The organism is Pseudarthrobacter sp. CC12 (genome assembly GCF_039907755.1).
Classification (GTDB): domain Bacteria; phylum Actinomycetota; class Actinomycetes; order Actinomycetales; family Micrococcaceae; genus Arthrobacter; species Arthrobacter niigatensis.
In genome coordinates this window covers 18,896-35,339 of record NZ_JARDJH010000032.1, presented here as the reverse complement: position 1 = coordinate 35,339, position 16,444 = coordinate 18,896, and the positions used below count along the sequence as shown (strand labels likewise).

18 protein-coding genes are annotated in these 16,444 nt (G+C 65.5%); 8 read left to right on the top strand and 10 right to left on the bottom strand.

Features of this window, described 5'->3' with window-relative positions; all coding sequences use genetic code 11:
- The first annotated feature begins 139 nt into the window (after positions 1 to 139).
- Both PV772_RS18225 and PV772_RS18220 read left to right on the top strand, forming a co-directional pair.
- Complete coding sequence (locus tag PV772_RS18225) at positions 140 to 457, top strand: hypothetical protein (protein WP_347887075.1); 318 nt, start codon at positions 140 to 142, stop codon at positions 455 to 457.
- Complete coding sequence (locus PV772_RS18220; RefSeq protein ID WP_237429513.1) at positions 454 to 1,263, top strand: hypothetical protein; 810 nt, start codon at positions 454 to 456, stop codon at positions 1,261 to 1,263. The genes PV772_RS18225 and PV772_RS18220 overlap by 4 nt, the downstream gene beginning before the upstream one ends.
- Before the next feature lie 104 nt (positions 1,264 to 1,367).
- Here PV772_RS18220 and PV772_RS18215 read toward each other — a convergent pair whose 3' ends face one another.
- Positions 1,368 to 1,964: a DNA-binding protein gene (locus PV772_RS18215; RefSeq protein WP_237429512.1), complete on the bottom strand. Its 597-nt coding sequence runs from the start codon at positions 1,962 to 1,964 to the stop codon at positions 1,368 to 1,370.
- A gap of 438 nt (positions 1,965 to 2,402) precedes the next feature.
- On the opposite strand from PV772_RS18215, the gene PV772_RS18210 reads away from it, so the two are divergent.
- Positions 2,403 to 2,846 carry a helicase associated domain-containing protein gene (locus PV772_RS18210; RefSeq protein WP_237429511.1) on the top strand — a complete coding sequence of 148 codons (444 nt, stop codon included), beginning with the start codon at positions 2,403 to 2,405 and terminating at the stop codon, positions 2,844 to 2,846.
- Positions 2,847 to 2,949: 103 nt separating this feature from the next.
- Here PV772_RS18210 and PV772_RS18205 read toward each other — a convergent pair whose 3' ends face one another.
- From PV772_RS18205 to mobC, 3 genes are read right to left on the bottom strand one after another with little or no spacing between them, the layout of a single operon-like run.
- On the bottom strand, positions 2,950 to 3,738 hold the full coding sequence (locus tag PV772_RS18205; RefSeq protein ID WP_237429510.1) for a hypothetical protein: 789 nt from the start codon (positions 3,736 to 3,738) through the stop codon (positions 2,950 to 2,952).
- Positions 3,739 to 3,755: 17 nt separating this feature from the next.
- Positions 3,756 to 5,315, bottom strand: coding sequence for a relaxase/mobilization nuclease domain-containing protein (locus tag PV772_RS18200; RefSeq protein WP_237429509.1), 1,560 nt, complete (start codon positions 5,313 to 5,315; stop codon positions 3,756 to 3,758).
- Entirely contained in the window at positions 5,315 to 6,079 is a 765-nt protein-coding gene (mobC, locus tag PV772_RS18195; RefSeq protein WP_347887074.1) for a plasmid mobilization relaxosome protein MobC, read from the bottom strand. The genes PV772_RS18200 and mobC overlap by 1 nt, the downstream gene beginning before the upstream one ends.
- A gap of 62 nt (positions 6,080 to 6,141) precedes the next feature.
- On the opposite strand from mobC, the gene PV772_RS18190 reads away from it, so the two are divergent.
- Positions 6,142 to 6,402, top strand: coding sequence for a hypothetical protein (locus PV772_RS18190; RefSeq protein WP_347887073.1), 261 nt, complete (start codon positions 6,142 to 6,144; stop codon positions 6,400 to 6,402).
- 9 nt (positions 6,403 to 6,411) lie between these two features.
- Positions 6,412 to 6,720: a hypothetical protein gene (locus tag PV772_RS18185; RefSeq protein ID WP_347887072.1), complete on the top strand. Its 309-nt coding sequence runs from the start codon at positions 6,412 to 6,414 to the stop codon at positions 6,718 to 6,720.
- Positions 6,721 to 7,136: 416 nt separating this feature from the next.
- Here the strand turns inward: PV772_RS18185 and PV772_RS18180 are convergent, their stop codons facing one another.
- The 3 genes from PV772_RS18180 to PV772_RS18170 form a co-directional block, all read right to left on the bottom strand.
- Complete coding sequence (locus PV772_RS18180; protein ID WP_347887071.1) at positions 7,137 to 8,489, bottom strand: ParB/RepB/Spo0J family partition protein; 1,353 nt, start codon at positions 8,487 to 8,489, stop codon at positions 7,137 to 7,139.
- Positions 8,490 to 8,979: 490 nt separating this feature from the next.
- Positions 8,980 to 9,474: a hypothetical protein gene (locus tag PV772_RS18175; protein ID WP_237429503.1), complete on the bottom strand. Its 495-nt coding sequence runs from the start codon at positions 9,472 to 9,474 to the stop codon at positions 8,980 to 8,982.
- Complete coding sequence (locus tag PV772_RS18170; RefSeq protein ID WP_011689558.1) at positions 9,471 to 9,770, bottom strand: hypothetical protein; 300 nt, start codon at positions 9,768 to 9,770, stop codon at positions 9,471 to 9,473. Before PV772_RS18170 ends, PV772_RS18175 begins: the two co-directional genes overlap by 4 nt.
- Positions 9,771 to 10,299: 529 nt before the next feature.
- Here PV772_RS18170 and PV772_RS18165 point away from each other — a divergent pair.
- The 3 genes from PV772_RS18165 to PV772_RS18155 all read left to right on the top strand — a co-directional run bounded on the left by PV772_RS18165 (position 10,300) and on the right by PV772_RS18155 (position 12,871).
- Positions 10,300 to 10,785, top strand: a complete 486-nt coding sequence (locus PV772_RS18165; protein WP_237429502.1) for a Chromate resistance protein ChrB — start codon at positions 10,300 to 10,302, stop codon at positions 10,783 to 10,785.
- Positions 10,786 to 10,866: 81 nt separating this feature from the next.
- Positions 10,867 to 11,571, top strand: a complete 705-nt coding sequence (locus PV772_RS18160; RefSeq protein ID WP_347887070.1) for a VTT domain-containing protein — start codon at positions 10,867 to 10,869, stop codon at positions 11,569 to 11,571.
- Between the two features lie 196 nt (positions 11,572 to 11,767).
- On the top strand, positions 11,768 to 12,871 hold the full coding sequence (locus PV772_RS18155; RefSeq protein WP_347887069.1) for an alkaline phosphatase family protein: 1,104 nt from the start codon (positions 11,768 to 11,770) through the stop codon (positions 12,869 to 12,871).
- Between the two features lie 89 nt (positions 12,872 to 12,960).
- On the opposite strand, the gene PV772_RS18150 is transcribed toward PV772_RS18155, so the two are convergent.
- From PV772_RS18150 to PV772_RS18140, 3 genes are all read right to left on the bottom strand, one after another.
- Complete coding sequence (locus PV772_RS18150) at positions 12,961 to 14,934, bottom strand: DUF2156 domain-containing protein (protein ID WP_347887068.1); 1,974 nt, start codon at positions 14,932 to 14,934, stop codon at positions 12,961 to 12,963.
- Positions 14,838 to 15,632, bottom strand: coding sequence for a hypothetical protein (locus PV772_RS18145; RefSeq protein WP_347887067.1), 795 nt, complete (start codon positions 15,630 to 15,632; stop codon positions 14,838 to 14,840). The genes PV772_RS18150 and PV772_RS18145 overlap by 97 nt, the downstream gene beginning before the upstream one ends.
- Before the next feature lie 70 nt (positions 15,633 to 15,702).
- Positions 15,703 to 16,431, bottom strand: coding sequence for a phosphatase PAP2 family protein (locus PV772_RS18140; protein WP_347887066.1), 729 nt, complete (start codon positions 16,429 to 16,431; stop codon positions 15,703 to 15,705).
- Positions 16,432 to 16,444 lie beyond the last annotated feature (13 nt).

Below are 16,444 nucleotides of genomic sequence, written 5' to 3'. Positions count from 1 at the left end.
ACGTTCGGACGATTCCTTTCTGCATTAGAGTTGCTTTTCGGTTGCTTTAGCCTTGCAGTGCGGAGACAATGGAGGCATGGAAGCAACGACCCGGCATGACATTCATTTGGGGACGACCCGGATGAATATCCATGACCTTGTGCGAGAACTTAATGAGAATCTCGGCACAACGGTCGTACAGACAATGGCCGGCGTCAAGGACCGCACGTCGCCCTTCAGGTGGGCTAAGCCTGACGGCCCGGAGCCCCGCCCGGAGGTCGAATCCCGGCTGCGCCTCGGGCACCGTGTCTGGAAGACGCTTGAGCTTGCCGAGGGCAAGCATGTTGCCTTGGCCTGGCTGATGGGGGCCAACCCACGCCTGGACGAGGAACTTCCCGTCCTTTACATTCAGCAGCTGCGTTCCCGTGAGGTTTTGGGAGCCGCCGAAGCGTTCGTGAATGACACTTTCGCCGCATGATCACGTCCGCCAAGGTGCGCCGGTGCGACTTGACGGGGCTCACTCTTATTAGGGCTGCCGGGGAGATTTCGTTCCGAGTGGCGAAGGACCGCTACGGCGCGTTGTCGGTCAGGAAGAATTCCATCGTTGGCCCGCTGCCGATCGGAACAGTCCCAGGCGGCGATTCCCGGGGCCGCTACGACAGCATCGGTTCAACGGTCTATCTCGCGGACTCCCGTCAGTGCGCCTACGCCGAGGTATTGCTCGGCTTCCGGCAGCAGCGCGCGGCGGTGGCCAAGGCCGCTGAATCCATCGGGTGGACGGTGGAGGACTACATCACCAGTGTCCGGGCGCAGGCCGAGGAGAACGGGGTGGATGTCCCCTGGGCCATCTCTGTGGACTGGCAAATGGACCGTTCGATGTACGAGATCCGGCTCCCCGGTCAGGGATGGTGGGTTCAGATCGACGATGCGGCCACCCTCCGCGCCCTTGAAGTCCTCACACCGACCACCGCAGGGCTGACAGAACGGCTGCAGCTTCTCACGGCCGGATCCCTCACCGGTGACGACCGTGATCTAACAACCCTGCTCTCCCACGTCATCCGCGGCACGGTGCTGGACGACGGCTCAGAACCACTGGGGATCAGCTACCCATCAAAAACACTGACGGGAAGGTGTTGGGCCTACTGGGACCGGCGGGCTGACGAAGGCCTCTCCCCCAGCCGTAACGGCCTGCTGCAGCTGACCTCTCAAAATGTCGGACCTGACCCTGAATTCCACCGCACCGCCGAACTTTACGGCCTACCGGTCCTGGGCGCCCGCCCCTGACATCAGCGAACGCTTCCGGTCACCGGGGACCGACGGGGCGCCCACACCACCCTCGGGCTGCAGGACTGCCGGCCGTCGGCAAAGCCGGGATCCGACTAATGGGATCAAGCCTCGGGTTCCTTGGCACTTTGAGGTTGCTCGGGGGTGATTCGCTGCAGCAGTGCCTCGTGGGCCTCCTGGAGCGCGTCCGCGCGGGCCTGCGCGGCGGCCGCGCGGGTTGCTGCCGCGGCAGCTTCCGCCGTCGCTTCCTGGGCGGCTGACCGGGCCTGCTCGAGCTGCTCGGCATTGTTAGTGAGGCGGCGTTCCAGCTCCTCTATTTTGGCCGTCAGTTCGGTGACAGCGGACTCCTTTTCAGTCGTGACTTTGTCGAGGTCGGCAACAAGCTCGGCGACCTCTTCATTCAACTCCTTTTTCTCCCGGGCCCAGAGTTCGGCCTCCGCAGAATGGCGCTCGTTCGCAAGGGAGGACGCTTCGGCCCAGACAGCCCCGGCCAGACGGGCCGCCTGCTCGAGGATGGCCGCCGGGGTCGCCGCGACCTGGCCGCCGGCAGACTGCTTCTCTTCGGCCCATTCCTTCAGGTAACGGGTGGCGTCGGCGTTGCTGACGCCCGCGGCCGCCCGGACCGTGGATACGGTAGGGCGCCGTTCGGCGCTGATCTGCTCGGCGGCAGCAAAAACCCGGTCTTTAGCGCTCGAGGTCATGCGGAAATCCTTTAGAGTAGTAGGAGTAGTATCAAAACTACTCCTACTACTACTTCCTGGCAATCGCCACTCCTGCCCCATTCCCCCCGCAAGGGGCCCACCGGGTTCCGGCCGGGGGGCCGGCGCATTGAGTACCTGGGGGTCGGGTGTGGCCCGGGGGATGGTTTTGTCCTAGGCTCCTTTGAGGGGCAGAACGTTGGGGGTGACTGTTGGCTCAGGATGCGGTTCAGCATGCGCGGCGCTCTGCTCCGTACTGGGAATGGGTGCAGATGTACCGGCGGGGCATTGAGCCTGCGAAGATTGCTGACGTCTGCGGTGCTGCGGTGACCACTGTCCGCTATCACCTGCAGGTCGCGGCGAAGGCAGATCCTGGTCTTCGCACCCAGCATGCCGCCGCTGCTCCCGCAAAGGTCCCGTCCCGGTACGACGTTGCAACGGATGCAGGACCTGATCGCGTTCTACCGGACGGAGGGACGTCTGCCGGCAGGCCACGCAAGATCCACCCGCGAGCAAACCCTGGCTGGCTGGTTGCAGCGTCGGCGGCGGGAATCAGCAGCGGGAACCCTCTCACCCGCCCTTCGCGAAGGCCTGGGCGTCATCCCCGGCTGGGACCAGGCCCCGTCCCAAAAGGCTGAAGCCGAGGCCCGTTGGCAGCGGCGGCTGAAGGAAGTAAGAGGGTTTCGGAAGGCCAATGGTGAATTGCCGCGGCACCAGAAGACTGATGATCCGCTCGAGCGCACCCTCGGCGTCTGGCTGCACGGCCAGCGCATCAACTGCAACCACGGCAAGCTGGCTCCAAACAAGAAGCTGCGGCTGGATAAAGTCCTGCCCGGGTGGCGCGAGGGCCGGCCCCGCGGGGGCGGCCGCCGCCGGAACTCATAACCGGTATTGCGGTCACCCCGAGCGGAGCAGCCACCTCAGCCCATATCTAGCGGCTGTTCCTCGCGATGGTCGGGGTACAGCGATCGCCCACCCGCGCCCGCCATCAGCGGCTCATGCCCTTTTGAAGGAGCTTCGCCTGGCCGTTGGCTCCACGTGTCTTGCGGGCCTTCGGGTTCCGTCCTGACGGCTTGGCGACGGCAGCGCTGGGCGGGGTTGCCTGGTCCTGGTCCGCGCTGAGTCGTGCCTGCACGGCCTCACGGTCGGCAACGTCTTCCAGGCTGGCGGCTAAGTCCTGCCGGCGCTCGGTCGAGTCGTATTCGAGATCCGCCTCTTCTGCGAGTGACTCGGGACGCTGGTTCTCTTCGGTGACGTCTCGTTCACGGTCCCGATCCTCCCGGTCGGCTTCGGCCAGCAGCTGCCCAGCCCGGTCGTTCTCTTCACGGCCGGTACGGCGTTCCTGTTCTGCCTGTTCGCGGTCCCGTTCAGCTTTAGCCAGGGCCTCCGCCACGGACGCTTCATCGGCACCGAGGTTGTCCAGGTCCAACCCGTAGCGGCGCTGTACCTGGTCACGGATGACCTCGGCCGCGTCGCGCGCAGCCGGGTCGTAGTCCTTCCACGCGGTAGCCGTCTCGTGCACCCTTTCGACGTCCCGGCCACTGGCGGTGTCCCACCACCGGTTGTCCATGACCGGGGCGAACTGAGCGCGGGCCGCTGCCCGCTCCGCATCGAAGCGTGCCTGCAACTCGCGGGCCAGTTGTTCCTCAGCCGCCTGGGCGCGACGCAGCTCCTGTTCGCGTGCCCTGGCCAGTTGCTCACCGAGCCGGCAGGCGACGGTCAGCCCAACGCGCGACATTCCCTCGATTGCTTCTTCGATGCCGTCGGATTCACTCATGGTTCCCCCTCGTTGTGTTATCTCTCGATGTCCGGACCGGTCGACCCGCTTCGGGTGTTCGCGGGAGTGCGTGCCTGCACGTACGTCGGCGGCAGCACCGAACCCGTGGACCGGCCCGAAACCTGCCCGGCTGCACTGGTCCGTACGGCTGCGGCCGCTTCGCTATCCGCTGTGGGCGTGGTCGCAGGGATACTGGGCAGTGATGCTGCGACTTGGCTCAGGTGGTGCTTGACCATGTGGCTGATTTGGCGTGCTCGGCGCAGGTCGTCTGATGCCTTGTGCATGTCGTGGACGGCCTTGGCGACGTTGAGCAGCTGCCGCAGCATGATTGCCTGGGCGGCGGTTCCGTTGCCGCCCATCGACGCTGCCATGAGCATGAGGGATGCTCCCCGGGCAGATGGTCCTACGCTGCGGATGGGCCGGACTGGGTAGCGCCGTAGCTGTGCCGTCTTGGACAGCTCGTCGGCTGCTGCAGCGAGGGGGCCGGGCGTTGCCTCGGTCGCCGTGGACCAGGCGGCGAAGGCGCCGGAAGTCTCACGTGCAACGTGCGCCCAGGTCGCGTGATCGTCCAGCGGGACGGAGCGCAGTGTTTCCCGGAGTCGTGCAACTTCGTCGCTGTACCGCTCCCACATCTGCGGGTCCGGTTCGTGGGCTTCCCGGCCCGTCGTGACCGGCCGGCGTCCACGGGCAGCTGCCTGCCATTCAGCGACAGCATCGGCGGCGCCTTGCGGGCTGTCGGGCCACTCGGCGCGGAGCTTGGGCAGGGCAAGGTCTTTGGCAAGGTGACCGCCGCCGAACCACACCGGCCGGCCGCCCTTCGGGGGACGTTCGGCCACGCTGTAGCCAACCACGACGTCATCGCGTCCGGACGCGTACCTCGGCCGAACGAGTGCACCGGTTCGGCGAAGGCGGCGAATGAATTCGGCCTCATCCTGGGCCGAAGTCGCACAGGCACGAACCTTGCGTTCCAGGGACCGGCGTTCCGGTTCCGGGGCTCCCCGCCTTTCGGATGCTTCACGTTCACCCGGCCGGAGGCCACGGGTGGAATGCGTGGGTGAAAGTTCTTCCAGGCCATACTTTTTCTCAAGCGCCCGGGCGGCTTGTTGGGCGCGGGGGAAGTCGCGCCAGCTGCTCCACTTCGTGCCGTCTTCGCGGACCATGGACGCGGCGATGTGGATGTGGTCGTTCCCGGCTTTGCTGTGGCCGTGGCGGATCGCCACCCACTGCGCCGGCGCGCGTCCGCTGGCTTCGGTGAATCCCATTTCGTCCATGAAGTCCTGCGCAATGTCAGCCCACTTCTGGTCGGTCAGGTCGCCTTCCTCGGCGCGCAGCGACAGCGAGCAATGCCAGACATGGCCTCCGGGAACCTCGACGCCCAAGACGCTTCGGGCCCGGTCCAGCTCTTTGGCAATGGTCTGGGCGGCGTCGGCGTTCAGTTCGTCGTCGTTGTGCCAGGCCATGATCGACGGTGAGCCCGCGACGAGGTGCGGGTCGGCGTGTTCGTTCGCCCGTCCCGGGCCGGCAAGGTAGGCGATGAGCCCGTGCATGCGGGTGCCTTTGGTGATGTTGGGAATCATCAGCGCACCATCGCATCCAGCATCGTATTGAGCCGGTCAGCGACCGCACGCACCCGCGACAGGACTGTGCGGGCAGCTTCCGGGAATTCGTCCATGGCGTTCGCGTGTCGGGCGAGCTGGTTAACGTTGTTCGACAGGGCAGCAAGGTAGCGGCGGGCCGCAATGAATTCAACGGCCATCGCCCGCCGCTCCGCCAGGGACTCGGAGTTCTCCGCGTACAGGGCAGCACTGACCAGAATCTCCGACGCGCTGCGCCCGGTCCGTCCCTCCAAGACCTTCAACTGCGCGCGTTCGAACTCCGACATCGACACCCGCACGTACTGCGTCGCACCGTCAATGTTCGCCCGGCGGCGGCGACCGAACACGCGGGCGGACTTGCGCTCTGGTGTCGGCTCTTCAGACAACCCGCTCCCCTCCCCCAATGCCCAGCGCAGCGCCCCGGGAATCTCCGGGCCACACTGACGAGTGTGCCGCATCACCGGCCCCAGGCCGTGGAGCAACACGCTGGTTATGGCACATAACCACATAGCTTGCTCCGAAAAATCACCCGCACCGGTTTTTGGCGCTTTGGTGGTTTCTGGGCACTGCCCTGCAGGACGCTGCGCGTCTGACTTGTTTATAACGACTGCGTCGTTCCGTTTCGGCTGGTTGAAGCTACTGTCCGGTCCTTCCTTGGCAAGTCTCCACAGCCGGCTTTCGCGGCATATCCTCGCTTCGCTCCGGTATTCCACGGTCCGGCCGCTCCAACTGGCCAATTCCTTCACCGGCCGAGTTTCGGCAAGCGTGCCGAAAGGAACGCGGCATAGGGCAAGCGAAAGGTACAGTTTTGGCTCTCATCTCACCTACGAAAGTGGCCAGGCAATACGGCGTCTCCCCGACGCAGCTGCGGCAGTGGCGGCGGCGCGGCATCGGCCCCGAATACTTCCAGTTCACAGCACGAACCGTCAGCTACTCCGACGACTACCTGCGGGACTGGTTCAACGATCCCCGGAACGCCCACCTCCTGGCGCAAGACCCTCCGCCTACCTCGGACATGTCATGCCAGGATGGGCGCGTCCGGCGGAGCCGGCATCGGGATGATCGTTAGGCTGGATCCATGGCTACCCTCGACATTGAACAGACACGAAACCAAGCCCGCGCGCTGCTGGACTCCCGCATTGAATCCGTCACTGCCCTGGTAAAGAGCCGCCAGCGAATCACCGAGTTGCGGGACCAACTCGTCGCCGCCGAACGCGATGACAAGCGCGCCTACGTGCAGGCCACCCGGGACGGATGGAGCGCGGAGGAACTGAAGAAACTAGGCCTTGAACCATCTGCGGTAAAGCGCCGGCGGGCGACAAAGCGCTCCACCGAATCCGCACAGGATGCCGCCCAGGGATCCGGCACATCCTTCAGCGAAGAGTGAGCTTAGAACCCACGCTGTTGTGAAACCCAAGCCGCCGCGCTGACACCCCTGAAAAGTCGCTGCACACAAAAAAGGACCGGAACATTCCGGTCCTTTTTGTCCTTCGGCAAAAGGAAATCTTTCATTCACTCTAGCGCACCCATGAAGGGTGCATTGGTTAAGCGCCCGTGCGTTGCCGGCGGCTTTTAAACACCGCGACCCGGACGACGCCAGGTACCCGTCACGTTGGTATGCGCGGCACCCCTGGTGGGTTCCTGCCCAGGCGGCGCCTAATGGCGGTCCGCCGCTGGTGAGTGGCTGCCGTGGTTCGCCCCGGGCGGCGGACCGCCCGACGTTTGCGAGGTTCCCGGCCCTGCCGTGGTGATTGGCGGGGAACCCTTGCCGGGCGGTGGTGTTCCGCCCGGCAAGGGTTGGTTTTAGGCCGCTTGGGTTTCTTCCTCTGGCGTGCCGCTGTCGATGATCAGCTGTTCAACAGTTGAGGGCTTGTACCCCCAAAGGACCAGTTGGTTCAGGTAGTCCCTGTGGGTCTGGGACGGGGACCGCCACGAGTCCTTCGCGATGGTCTTCTCATACCCCGCGCAGACCAGCGCGATCAAAGAAGACTCGGGCCGTGCGGTGGATTTCGCCACGTGCGTGCGGAGCGGGTTCCACGCCCAGGTCTTGGCCTCGTCAACCTTTGCCCCGACCATGCCAGCGGCTACCTCGCCGTCGTAGCCGCTGGCCGTTTCGGGGTGGTGGGTGATCGCGTGGACGGTGAAGTACTGCCACCCCTTGGGTGGCTGCTTCTTCGCCAGCAGGCCGGTCACGAATTCACGGCGTACCACCTGCGCGGACAGCATCGCCTTGTTGTTCTCAATCAGGGTTTTGCGCTCGGCCTTTTGCTCCTCGGTCATAGGGCCTTTCTGCGCTGGGCGGCCGCCGTCATAGCGTTCGTACTTCGGGGCGAAGCCCGTCTCCTTCCACCCCGCGATCACGTCGTGGGTCCGGTGCTGGCCCCGGTAGTCCGTGGTGATCAGAACGGCGTTGGCGTCCTCCTCGGTGGCCGGTTCCCCGTCCTCCCGTTTGGCGGCGGTGACGTAGAGGTTGTCGTCGTCGGCGTAGTGTCCGGCATCCTCCACGATGGTCGTTCCCTGGGCTTCCAGATCGGCGATCAGCGCGGCGAGGGCGGCAGCGCTTTCGCGCCGGTCGCGCAGCCGCTGCGCGACGTGCAGAAGCTGGTCAGGTTCGTCCATGATCACCGACTCGAGCTCCTCCGTGGCCTCTTCATCTGACTCAAACTCAGCCATGATTAGCGCCTCTTCGATGGTCCATCCTTTGCGCAGGGCGGCGGCTCCCGCGTCCGAGGACTTGGCCTTCAATGCGGACTCCACCGTTGTCTTGGTGCGCCCGGTCTTCTTCGCGATCGCGGCCGCCGAGACACCGATCAGGGACAGTTGGTGGTAGGCGTCGGCTTCGTCCGCTTCGGTCAGTTCAGCGCGCTGGATGTTTTCCACCACCTGAGTCACGATACGTTCGGCTTCCTCGGGGCTGTCGATGATCATCACCGGGATCAGGGTCCGCTGCGCTTCCACGGCGGCGCGGGTGCGGCGCTGGCCCATCAGCACGTGCACGGTGCCGTCGTCCTTGCGGTGGGCGATCACCGGTTCCATCACGCCATGTTCTTTGATGCTGGCAATGAAATCGGGTGTCAGGGCGGCGTCCTTCCGGACGTTAACGTCGACGGTCAGCGTGGCCGGGTCGAGCATTTCAAGCGTGGGTGTTGCGTTCATGTGGGTGTTGCTCCTTTTTTGCCGAAAGGGTGGTGGGTGGGGCGGCTCAAGGTGACCGGCCAGCGTCCCCTCTCCCCCCGACGCTTCTATGTCTGTCAAGCGGCTCGAAAAGGGTGCGGGCGCGGACCAAGTTGTTTTGCCGGTGAGTGGGGCGGCTCGTGGTGACCGTTCAGCTTCCCCTCTCCCCCGTAGAGGGAATTTCGGTCCGGTCGTGGGAAGCGCTTTCTTCGTGCTTTGCCTGATGCACGCCGCCCTCACCACCACGCTTCGGGCTTCATGGTTCCCGGGTTCGGTGGTCTCTCGTTCCTGCGGCCAGAATTGGAACGCTGTGGGTACTCGGATAGCTGTAAGGGCCCCTACAGGGGCCGAAGTGGGCCGGCTGTGGCCGGTTGGTGATCGGTGGGCTCCAGCAGACCAGCGCCGGGTAGTGGTCATTGAACAGACAGCCCTGGCATGGTCCGGCGTCGTCCCGGTTTGCGTTCGGCCGGGCTTAGAGCCCGGTTAGCAGCTCGCGGGCTCTGTCGAGGGCGTCTTGGCACGTGCGAACCATTTGCCCGGGTTCGTTCGAGGTTCGGTAGAGGTCGCGTGCCCATTCGAATTCGGCAGCTGCCTCGCGGTAGCGGGCTTCGTCGAACAGTCGCCTGCCGATCTGGTATCGGATCATGGCCTCGCGGACGCGGGTCCCGGCCAGTTGTAGTGCTTCTTCGTGGATCCGGGCCGCCTCATGCCAGGCGTATTGGCGCTGGTAGGCGCGGGCGAGCACCAACAGGGGTAGGAGCCGGTCCCGGGCTGTTGCCGCCAGTGCGTGGCCGGCGCGTATGGCTTCCTCTGGCTGGCCGAGAAGCGATAAGATCCACACCCGTTCAAGGGCAGGGCAGGAGTCGAGGCGGGCCCACAGCGCCTCCCTGTCCAGGACGATTTCCCGCAGCGTTATCGGGTCCGTTCTCCACAGACTTCCCTGGACCTGGTCCGGGTCGGGTATCACAGGACCGGTGCTGCTTGATCAGAGCCCGGGACGGCGCGGCGCCTCCAGAGGTCCCTCTCGAGGGTGGTTCCGTACGGTACGTCGGGGCTGGCCTCCACCGTGAACAGCGACTGGCCGAGGCGGGTCATTAGGATTCCTCGTCTGTCCCCCGACTCTGCGGTGTCCCGGACCTGCTTCACGGCGACGGCCAGGTCCTCCTGGAGACAATGCGGATTTTCTACGACCACGACCCGGACAGCGGGGCTATCCGGCGCCGTGGACAAAGGTCCCCCGGGTGCAGGGTTGGCGGTGGTCATGTGTACCCAATCTCCTAGATCTGATCACATTCTGACTAACCATCGGTACCGGCCGGGATGGAAGGCACGTGCTGGTCAGCCGGACGGCAGTTGCACGATCTGCGCCAGCATAACCGAGCTTCCTGTATGGTCCACCAAAAGACGGCGTCAATTCGGGGCGTTGTTTCGGCGGCTTCACCGGGGTCGGACGCACCAGCCCTTCGACGCTGTGCGGGCGGCTGGTCGGCCATTAGGAGCTACGGACCGGGCGCACACTTACCGGGGCCGCAGTCTTCCGGCGACCGCGGCGGAGGCTTTTTCTTCCTGCTGTGCTGCCGCTGAAGTACCGAGGGCCTGTGATGCATGTAGGGCTGCGATGCATGTAGGGCTCTCCCGTCGGAATGCCCCTGCTTCGGAGTCTCTTTGGCCGCCGGGGCAGGTTGTACGGCGCGGATAAGGGTGGCGGACACCTATTGTTCCGGGCAGTCCGTGCGCACACTGGATTCGGAGCGGCCGGGTGTGGCCAACGGCGCCCGATAAGCTGGGGTCCATGACGTGGTTGGTGCTGATAGTCAGGCTCCGTGGCGCTGCACCCCGGTATCGGCGCCGCGTTTACGCCGCTCTCGCTGACGGCGGAGGTGTCGCCGTTTCCGGGGGTGTCTGGGCTATCCCGGATACCGTGATGCATCGTCCGGCCGTGGATGCCGCCGTAAGGCATGCCCTGGCCGGCGGCGGTGACATCGTTGTCATGGCCACCACGACGGACAATGGCGCCAGTCATGAGGTATTCGAGGTGAAACTTTCCGAACGGCTCACGGCCGAGGCAGAGGCTATCACCGGCAGGTGCACAGGTCTTGCTGCCGCGGCCGCGGCCGGGTGCGGGCGGGGTGGGCTGTCGACGGATCTACATGCCCTTCAACGGGACGTCCGCCGCTTGGCGCGCCTGGACGTGATCGGGCTTGAGGTCGTCGCGTCAGCTGAAGCGGCTGTGGCCCGGGCAGGGAATTTACCGGCGGCGTGTGAGTGCCGGGTTTGAGGAACGGGCCCGGTCGTTGCGGATTGCACCGGGCAGCTGTTCTCAGCGTCTGCTCAGCATGGTTGCCCTACGGTGAGGGCCATGGTTTCTTTGGCGCTGCCTGCCGGTGTGTTGTCCCGACCCGTTGCCGGGCTGCTCCCGCCGTGGCTTGATCCGAACGAGTTCCTGCGTGATCCTGCCTTGGCTCCATGGGTCGTCGGGGTCGTGTGTGTGTTCCTGTTCGTCGAGACCGGTCTTCTGGTCGGGTTCTTCCTGCCGGGGGATTCGCTTCTGTTCACGGCGGGATTGCTGGTGGCCACCGGCACTATTCAGGTGAATATTCTGTTTCTGGCGGCCGCCGCGTTCGTGGCCGCTTTCGTAGGCGACCAGGCCGGGTATCTGATCGGCCGCAAAGCGGGGCCCGCGGTATTTCGGAAAGAGGATTCCCGGTTTTTCAAACGCAGATACGTGGACCAGGCGCACCGCTTTTTCGAGAAGTACGGACGCCGGTCCGTTGTTCTGGCCCGCTTTGTTCCGGTGGTGCGGACGTTCCTTCCGGTCACGGCCGGCGTCGCCGGGATGAGTTACCGTTCCTTCTTCGCCTTTAATGCCATCGGGGCTGCCTTGTGGGGCGTAGGGGTGACGTTGCTCGGGTTCTGGCTGGGACGCTACGAGTGGATCGGTTCGAACATTGACCTGATTTTCGTTGTCATCGTTGTAATCTCTTTCGTCCCCATCGCAGTGGAACTGCTCAAGAGCCGACGACGTACCGCCGCCGCTCAGGGACGGGAGCACGAAAGATGCTGAACAAGGTAAGGGACGCAGGCGCTGGGGACCGGCCGAAGCTCTTTCCGGCGGCTGCTCCTTCACCGGTTGCCCGCAGGAAGATCAGAGCATCCCAAAGGCTCATTTCTGGCAGGCTCAGTCGCAGGGGCCGGGAACTTTGCGGCGGCGTCACCGCAGGGATATCCGTCGAGGAAAATTCTGAGGACAGGAGCTCAGCGTGACAGCCCGAACTCGTTCGCTACGGAAGAGCACGCTCCCGCGGCGATCCCAGACCGCCACGCTGATGGCGATGGTCGCCCTCGTCGTCACGGCGGCGGCCTGCCAGTCGCAGGGTGGGCCGGTGCAGGGACAACGGGCCGGCACGCCGGGCCACGTGTTCGTGATCAATCTGGAGAACAAGGGTTATGACCGGGTGTGGGACAGCGGCTCCCCGGCCCCGTACCTCTCCGGAACTCTGCGCGCCCAGGGCGTGCTGCTGACCAACTATTACGGCATCTCGCACAACTCGCTGCCCAATTATCTCGCCCAGATCTCCGGGCAGCCGCCTAACATGAGCACCAAAAAGGACTGCCCCGTCTACACGCCGTTTACCGGCACGGGTGTTGATTCACAGGGACGGCTGATGGGCGACGGGTGTGTGTTCCCTGCCGAGGTGCCCACCATCGCCGGGCAACTGAGCGCCAAGGCGAAAGCCTGGCGCGGCTACATGGAAGACATGTCCGCACCCTGCCAGCACCCGGAGCTCGGTGCCGTCGACGAACATGTGGCGGCCTCCCCCGGTGACCAGTACGGCACCCGCCACAACCCGTTCGTTTATTTCCGTTCCCTGACCTCCACCCCGGACTGCGCCAAAAACGTCGTCGACTACTCCAAGCTCGCAAAGGACCTGCAGTCGGTCAACACCACGGCCAACCTCTCCTACATCACCCCTAACCTCTGCCACGACGGGCACGACAGTCCCTGCGTGGACGGGACCGCCGGCGGCCTCGGTACGGCGGATGAATGGTTGAAGAGCCAGGTGCCGGCGATCCTGGCCTCCCCCGCCTACCAGCAGGACGGCATGCTCGTGATCACCTTTGACGAGGCCGACGGCGGGGCCGTCGGCCCCTCGACGGGCGTCACCGGCGGCACGACCGGAGGAAAGGTCGGCGCCCTGGTGCTCTCCCCATTCACCGCCCCGGGGAGCAGCTCGGACCGCCCCTACAACCATTACAGCCTGCTGGCCACCATGGAAGACATCTTCGCCCTGCCGCGTCTCGCGGGCGCCGGCGAACCGGGGGTCAACACCTTCGGGACCGACGTTTACCGTTCCGGTCCCTAGGAAACGCCTCTCCGCAAAGGGGAGGTGAAGGGGGTCCTTCGTTTGCGGCCGCGTTCGCCGTCCTGGGCCGGCGGAGGGGGCACCGGTTGTTACGGCCGCGGCGGTGTCGCGGCGTGAGGTTTCACCGTTTGCGCCTCACCGGGGTTTCGGGAGGGTGACTGGTGGCCGGTCTGTCGGGCGTGTTTGATGGGAAGTTTTTTGTATTTGGCGCGTCCGAGGACATGGCGGGCCAGCGTCAGGGTTTCGCGGAGTTTGATGGCGGGGAGGTATGCGCGGGTGATGGCGTTGCCGATGGCCGGAAGGGCGGCCGCGTCAGGGTAGAGCATGTACAGGGGTTCATAGCGGGGCTGGAACTTCGCTTTGAATGCCAGCAGGGACCTGAACCCGTAGACAGGTTCCAGGGCCGCGCCGAGCCGGCCTAGGAAGCGGTCGAGACCGCCGGTTCCTCCCGTTTCGGGGGTTTCCACGGTGGATGGTGTGGTGCCGCCCAGCCGGGCCAGTGGTGCTCCGGAGAGACTGATATAGCGGCAGCGCTCGGCTTGGAGGTCCAGGGCTGCGGAGGCGATGAGGAATTCAATGCCGGCACGGAACCCTGTGCTGCGGCGCCGCATGAAGTCCAGGGTCCAGCCTTCGATAGCGCCGTTGCGGTAGACGGGCAGCCAGGAAGTAACGGCGTGGATCTGGTGGGTGTCGTCAATGGCGAGCAGCAGGCGGACGTTGGGGTCGTTGAGTTCGTCCAGGCCGCCGAGGGTGAAGCCCATTTCCGGGACCTTTTTATCGGCTACCCATTCTTCGGAGATTTCCTGGATCTGGGCGGACAGGGTGAGGGGTGCGTCATGGTAGGTGGTCCATTCGGCGCGGATCCCGTTTTTGGCCGCGTTGTTCAGGGCCGTGCGGATGTCCTGGAATTTTCTTCCTTTGAAGGACAGCGTGCCCAGTTCCAGAATGGTTTCCTGGGCTACCTGCACGGATCCCCAGCCAAGAGAAGCTGCGTGGTCGCGCAGGTGTTGGGGTACGGAGTAGAAGCACGGTGTCCAGCCGTGACCGGTGCAGAATGCTGTGAACTCCGCCAAAGAGGACTTTCCCTGGTGCCGGGGGCCGACCGGGCCTCCAAGGGTCAGGGCGATCCCGGCGATGGTCCGGTAGGCAATGAAGCTTTCTCCGGTGGCGGAGAACCAGTAGGTGTTCCCCGGCCAGGTTGTCATCCACGACAGGGTGCTGCCCTGCCCTGTTTTCAGAATTTCCCGGGCCCGGGCGGTCCCGGCGACGTGCTGGGCCGGGACCGGGTGCAGGAATGTTTTGAGGATCAGGACGGCGGTGACGGCCCAGAAGACGGTGCCGGTGCCTTCATAGAGGATGACCGCGGGGGTGCTTTGGGGGAAGAACGCCGGGGAGAGATCGAGCAGGTATCCCAGCGGCAGGAACCTGTCGGGAATATCGGCCAGCAGGTCAAGCGGCGCCGGAGCGGGCATGAAGCCGGGGGCCAGGAGGATGCCGGCGAGCAGGTAGACCGAGGCCAGGGCGGCGGCTGTTTTCCCGGCGCTGACCGCGAGGCTCCGGTAGGTTCCTGCCGGGGCGGTGAGGGGGAACAATTTGCGGGTCAGCAGCAGCACCAGCGTCAGTGCCACCGGCAGCAGCAGCGGCAGTATCAGGGCCAACGGGTGTGTGTAGCCGGGGACCTCGATAGGGCCCGCCGCTTCGCCGGCAGCGGTGTTTGGGGACGCCGGGGACAACGCTGCGGCAATGGTGATTCCTGCCAGAACGGACAATGCCAGCTCGATCAGCACGGCGCCGGCCCAGGCGAAGCGGCGTCCCCGCCGCAGCCCGTCGGAGAGCAGCAGCAACAAGAACGACGGGAGGACGGCCATGAAGATCCCGCCGGCACCGGCGCGCAGCTGCAGTTGCGCCCTCGCGCATTCCTTGGCCTGTCCAGGTTCTGTGCAGAGGCTTTGGAGTGTCTGCGGGTCTACGGGCTGGATGTTCGTAAACAGGAACCGCAACACCGAGAGGGGCCCGGCGGCGTGCGGGGCCAGGCCGGCGACGACAGGTCCGACGGCGGACACGGCCACCAGCAGGGCGACCAGGACCCGGCCTTCGTGCCGGGAGGTGACGGGACGGCCGAACCGGGGTGCAGGACCGGGCCGAGGAGGGCGCCGGCAACGGCGGCTCCGAGCCGGACCAAATCCGCGAACCCGCCTGTATAGAGGGCCAGCAGGATCAACAGGGCGAAGACGGCCAGGCGGATCCGGCGCCGCCAGAGGGTGGGCATGGTCGCCGTGCCGGCCATGAGTGCCCCGGTGATGAGTGCACTGGGGCCGAGGAAGAGGTGCCCGCTCATTTCGCGTGTCCAGGCACCCATCACCTGGTGCGCGGCGGCCAGGAAGCCAAGAGCGGCGGCGATTCCCAGGATCTGGGAGCCAAGGGCGGCTGCAGCGAACCGCGCACTGCCCATCCGTGGTTCCAGGGCCAGCCCCACCATCAGGGTCAGGGCACTTCCGAGCAGGTACCCGGTCAGGTTATGCGCCCAGAAACCTGAGGCGGGCAGCGCCCACCAGTGGCCGGGCACAGAGTGTGCCGCCGCGGCCACGTTCGGGCGCAGGGTCCCGGACGGGCCGTCGATGAGACTGGACGACACCGCTCCGGCGGCCCAAAAGATGAAAATCCAGCCAAGTGTGGCCGGCGCGCGGCGCAGCTGCCGGAGCGCAAAGGCCAATGCCCTTGGAATGACCGGTTTCCCGGGCTCCTGAGGGGTCGCAGCCACGGGGTTCCTTTCAACGGAGGGGTAGCACGCTGACACGGGAGTGGCCCTCCAGGGCCTCTTTCCGCACGGGTTACCCCCGGGTACGGTCCGTGGCCGTGCGGTCTAACTTCCGGATCAGCTGCACGCGGCCGATCCGGGGTGCAATGAGGGTATTCCATACCGGCAACCAGGCCAGGACCGCCGCGGTGCTGATGAACACCGAACCGACCACGTCACTGAGGTAATGGACCCCGAGGTAAAGGCGGGAGAACGCGACGACTGCCGCGAAAAGCGAACCCGCGACCAGCGCTGCCAGCCGTTGACCCTTGCTGCGGGCCAGGACCAGCACGGCGGCGAGGACCAGGGAGACGGCGAAGGCCGTGTGGCCGGAGGGGAAACTGTTGTGGCCTGTTTCAACGACCAGGGACGCTGTCACGTCCCCCGGCGGCCGGGAGCGGCCCACCAGTGCTTTGACCGCTGATGAGGCCAGCCAGCCGGCGGCGACGACGGACCCGAACGCCACCGCCTGCACCGGGTTGCGGCGGACCCCGAGCAGATACAGGCAGATGCCCAGGACGAGCGTCACCGCTCCTACCGGTCCCAGTCCGTAGTGGATGGCCTCGCTCAACCCGGTTAGGGCACTGTTTCGGCCGTGGCTCAAGGCAATGTCCAGTCCCAGTTCCGGTGACACCGGCCCGAAAGACTTCGCCACCATTCCGGCCGCGGCGGTGCTGGCGAAGATGGAGGCAGCCACGGTGACCCACCACCAGGACTGAAGTCCGGGAAATATTGTGCTCCGGCGGGCCGGGGAGGTATCCATGGTGCAGTCCTGA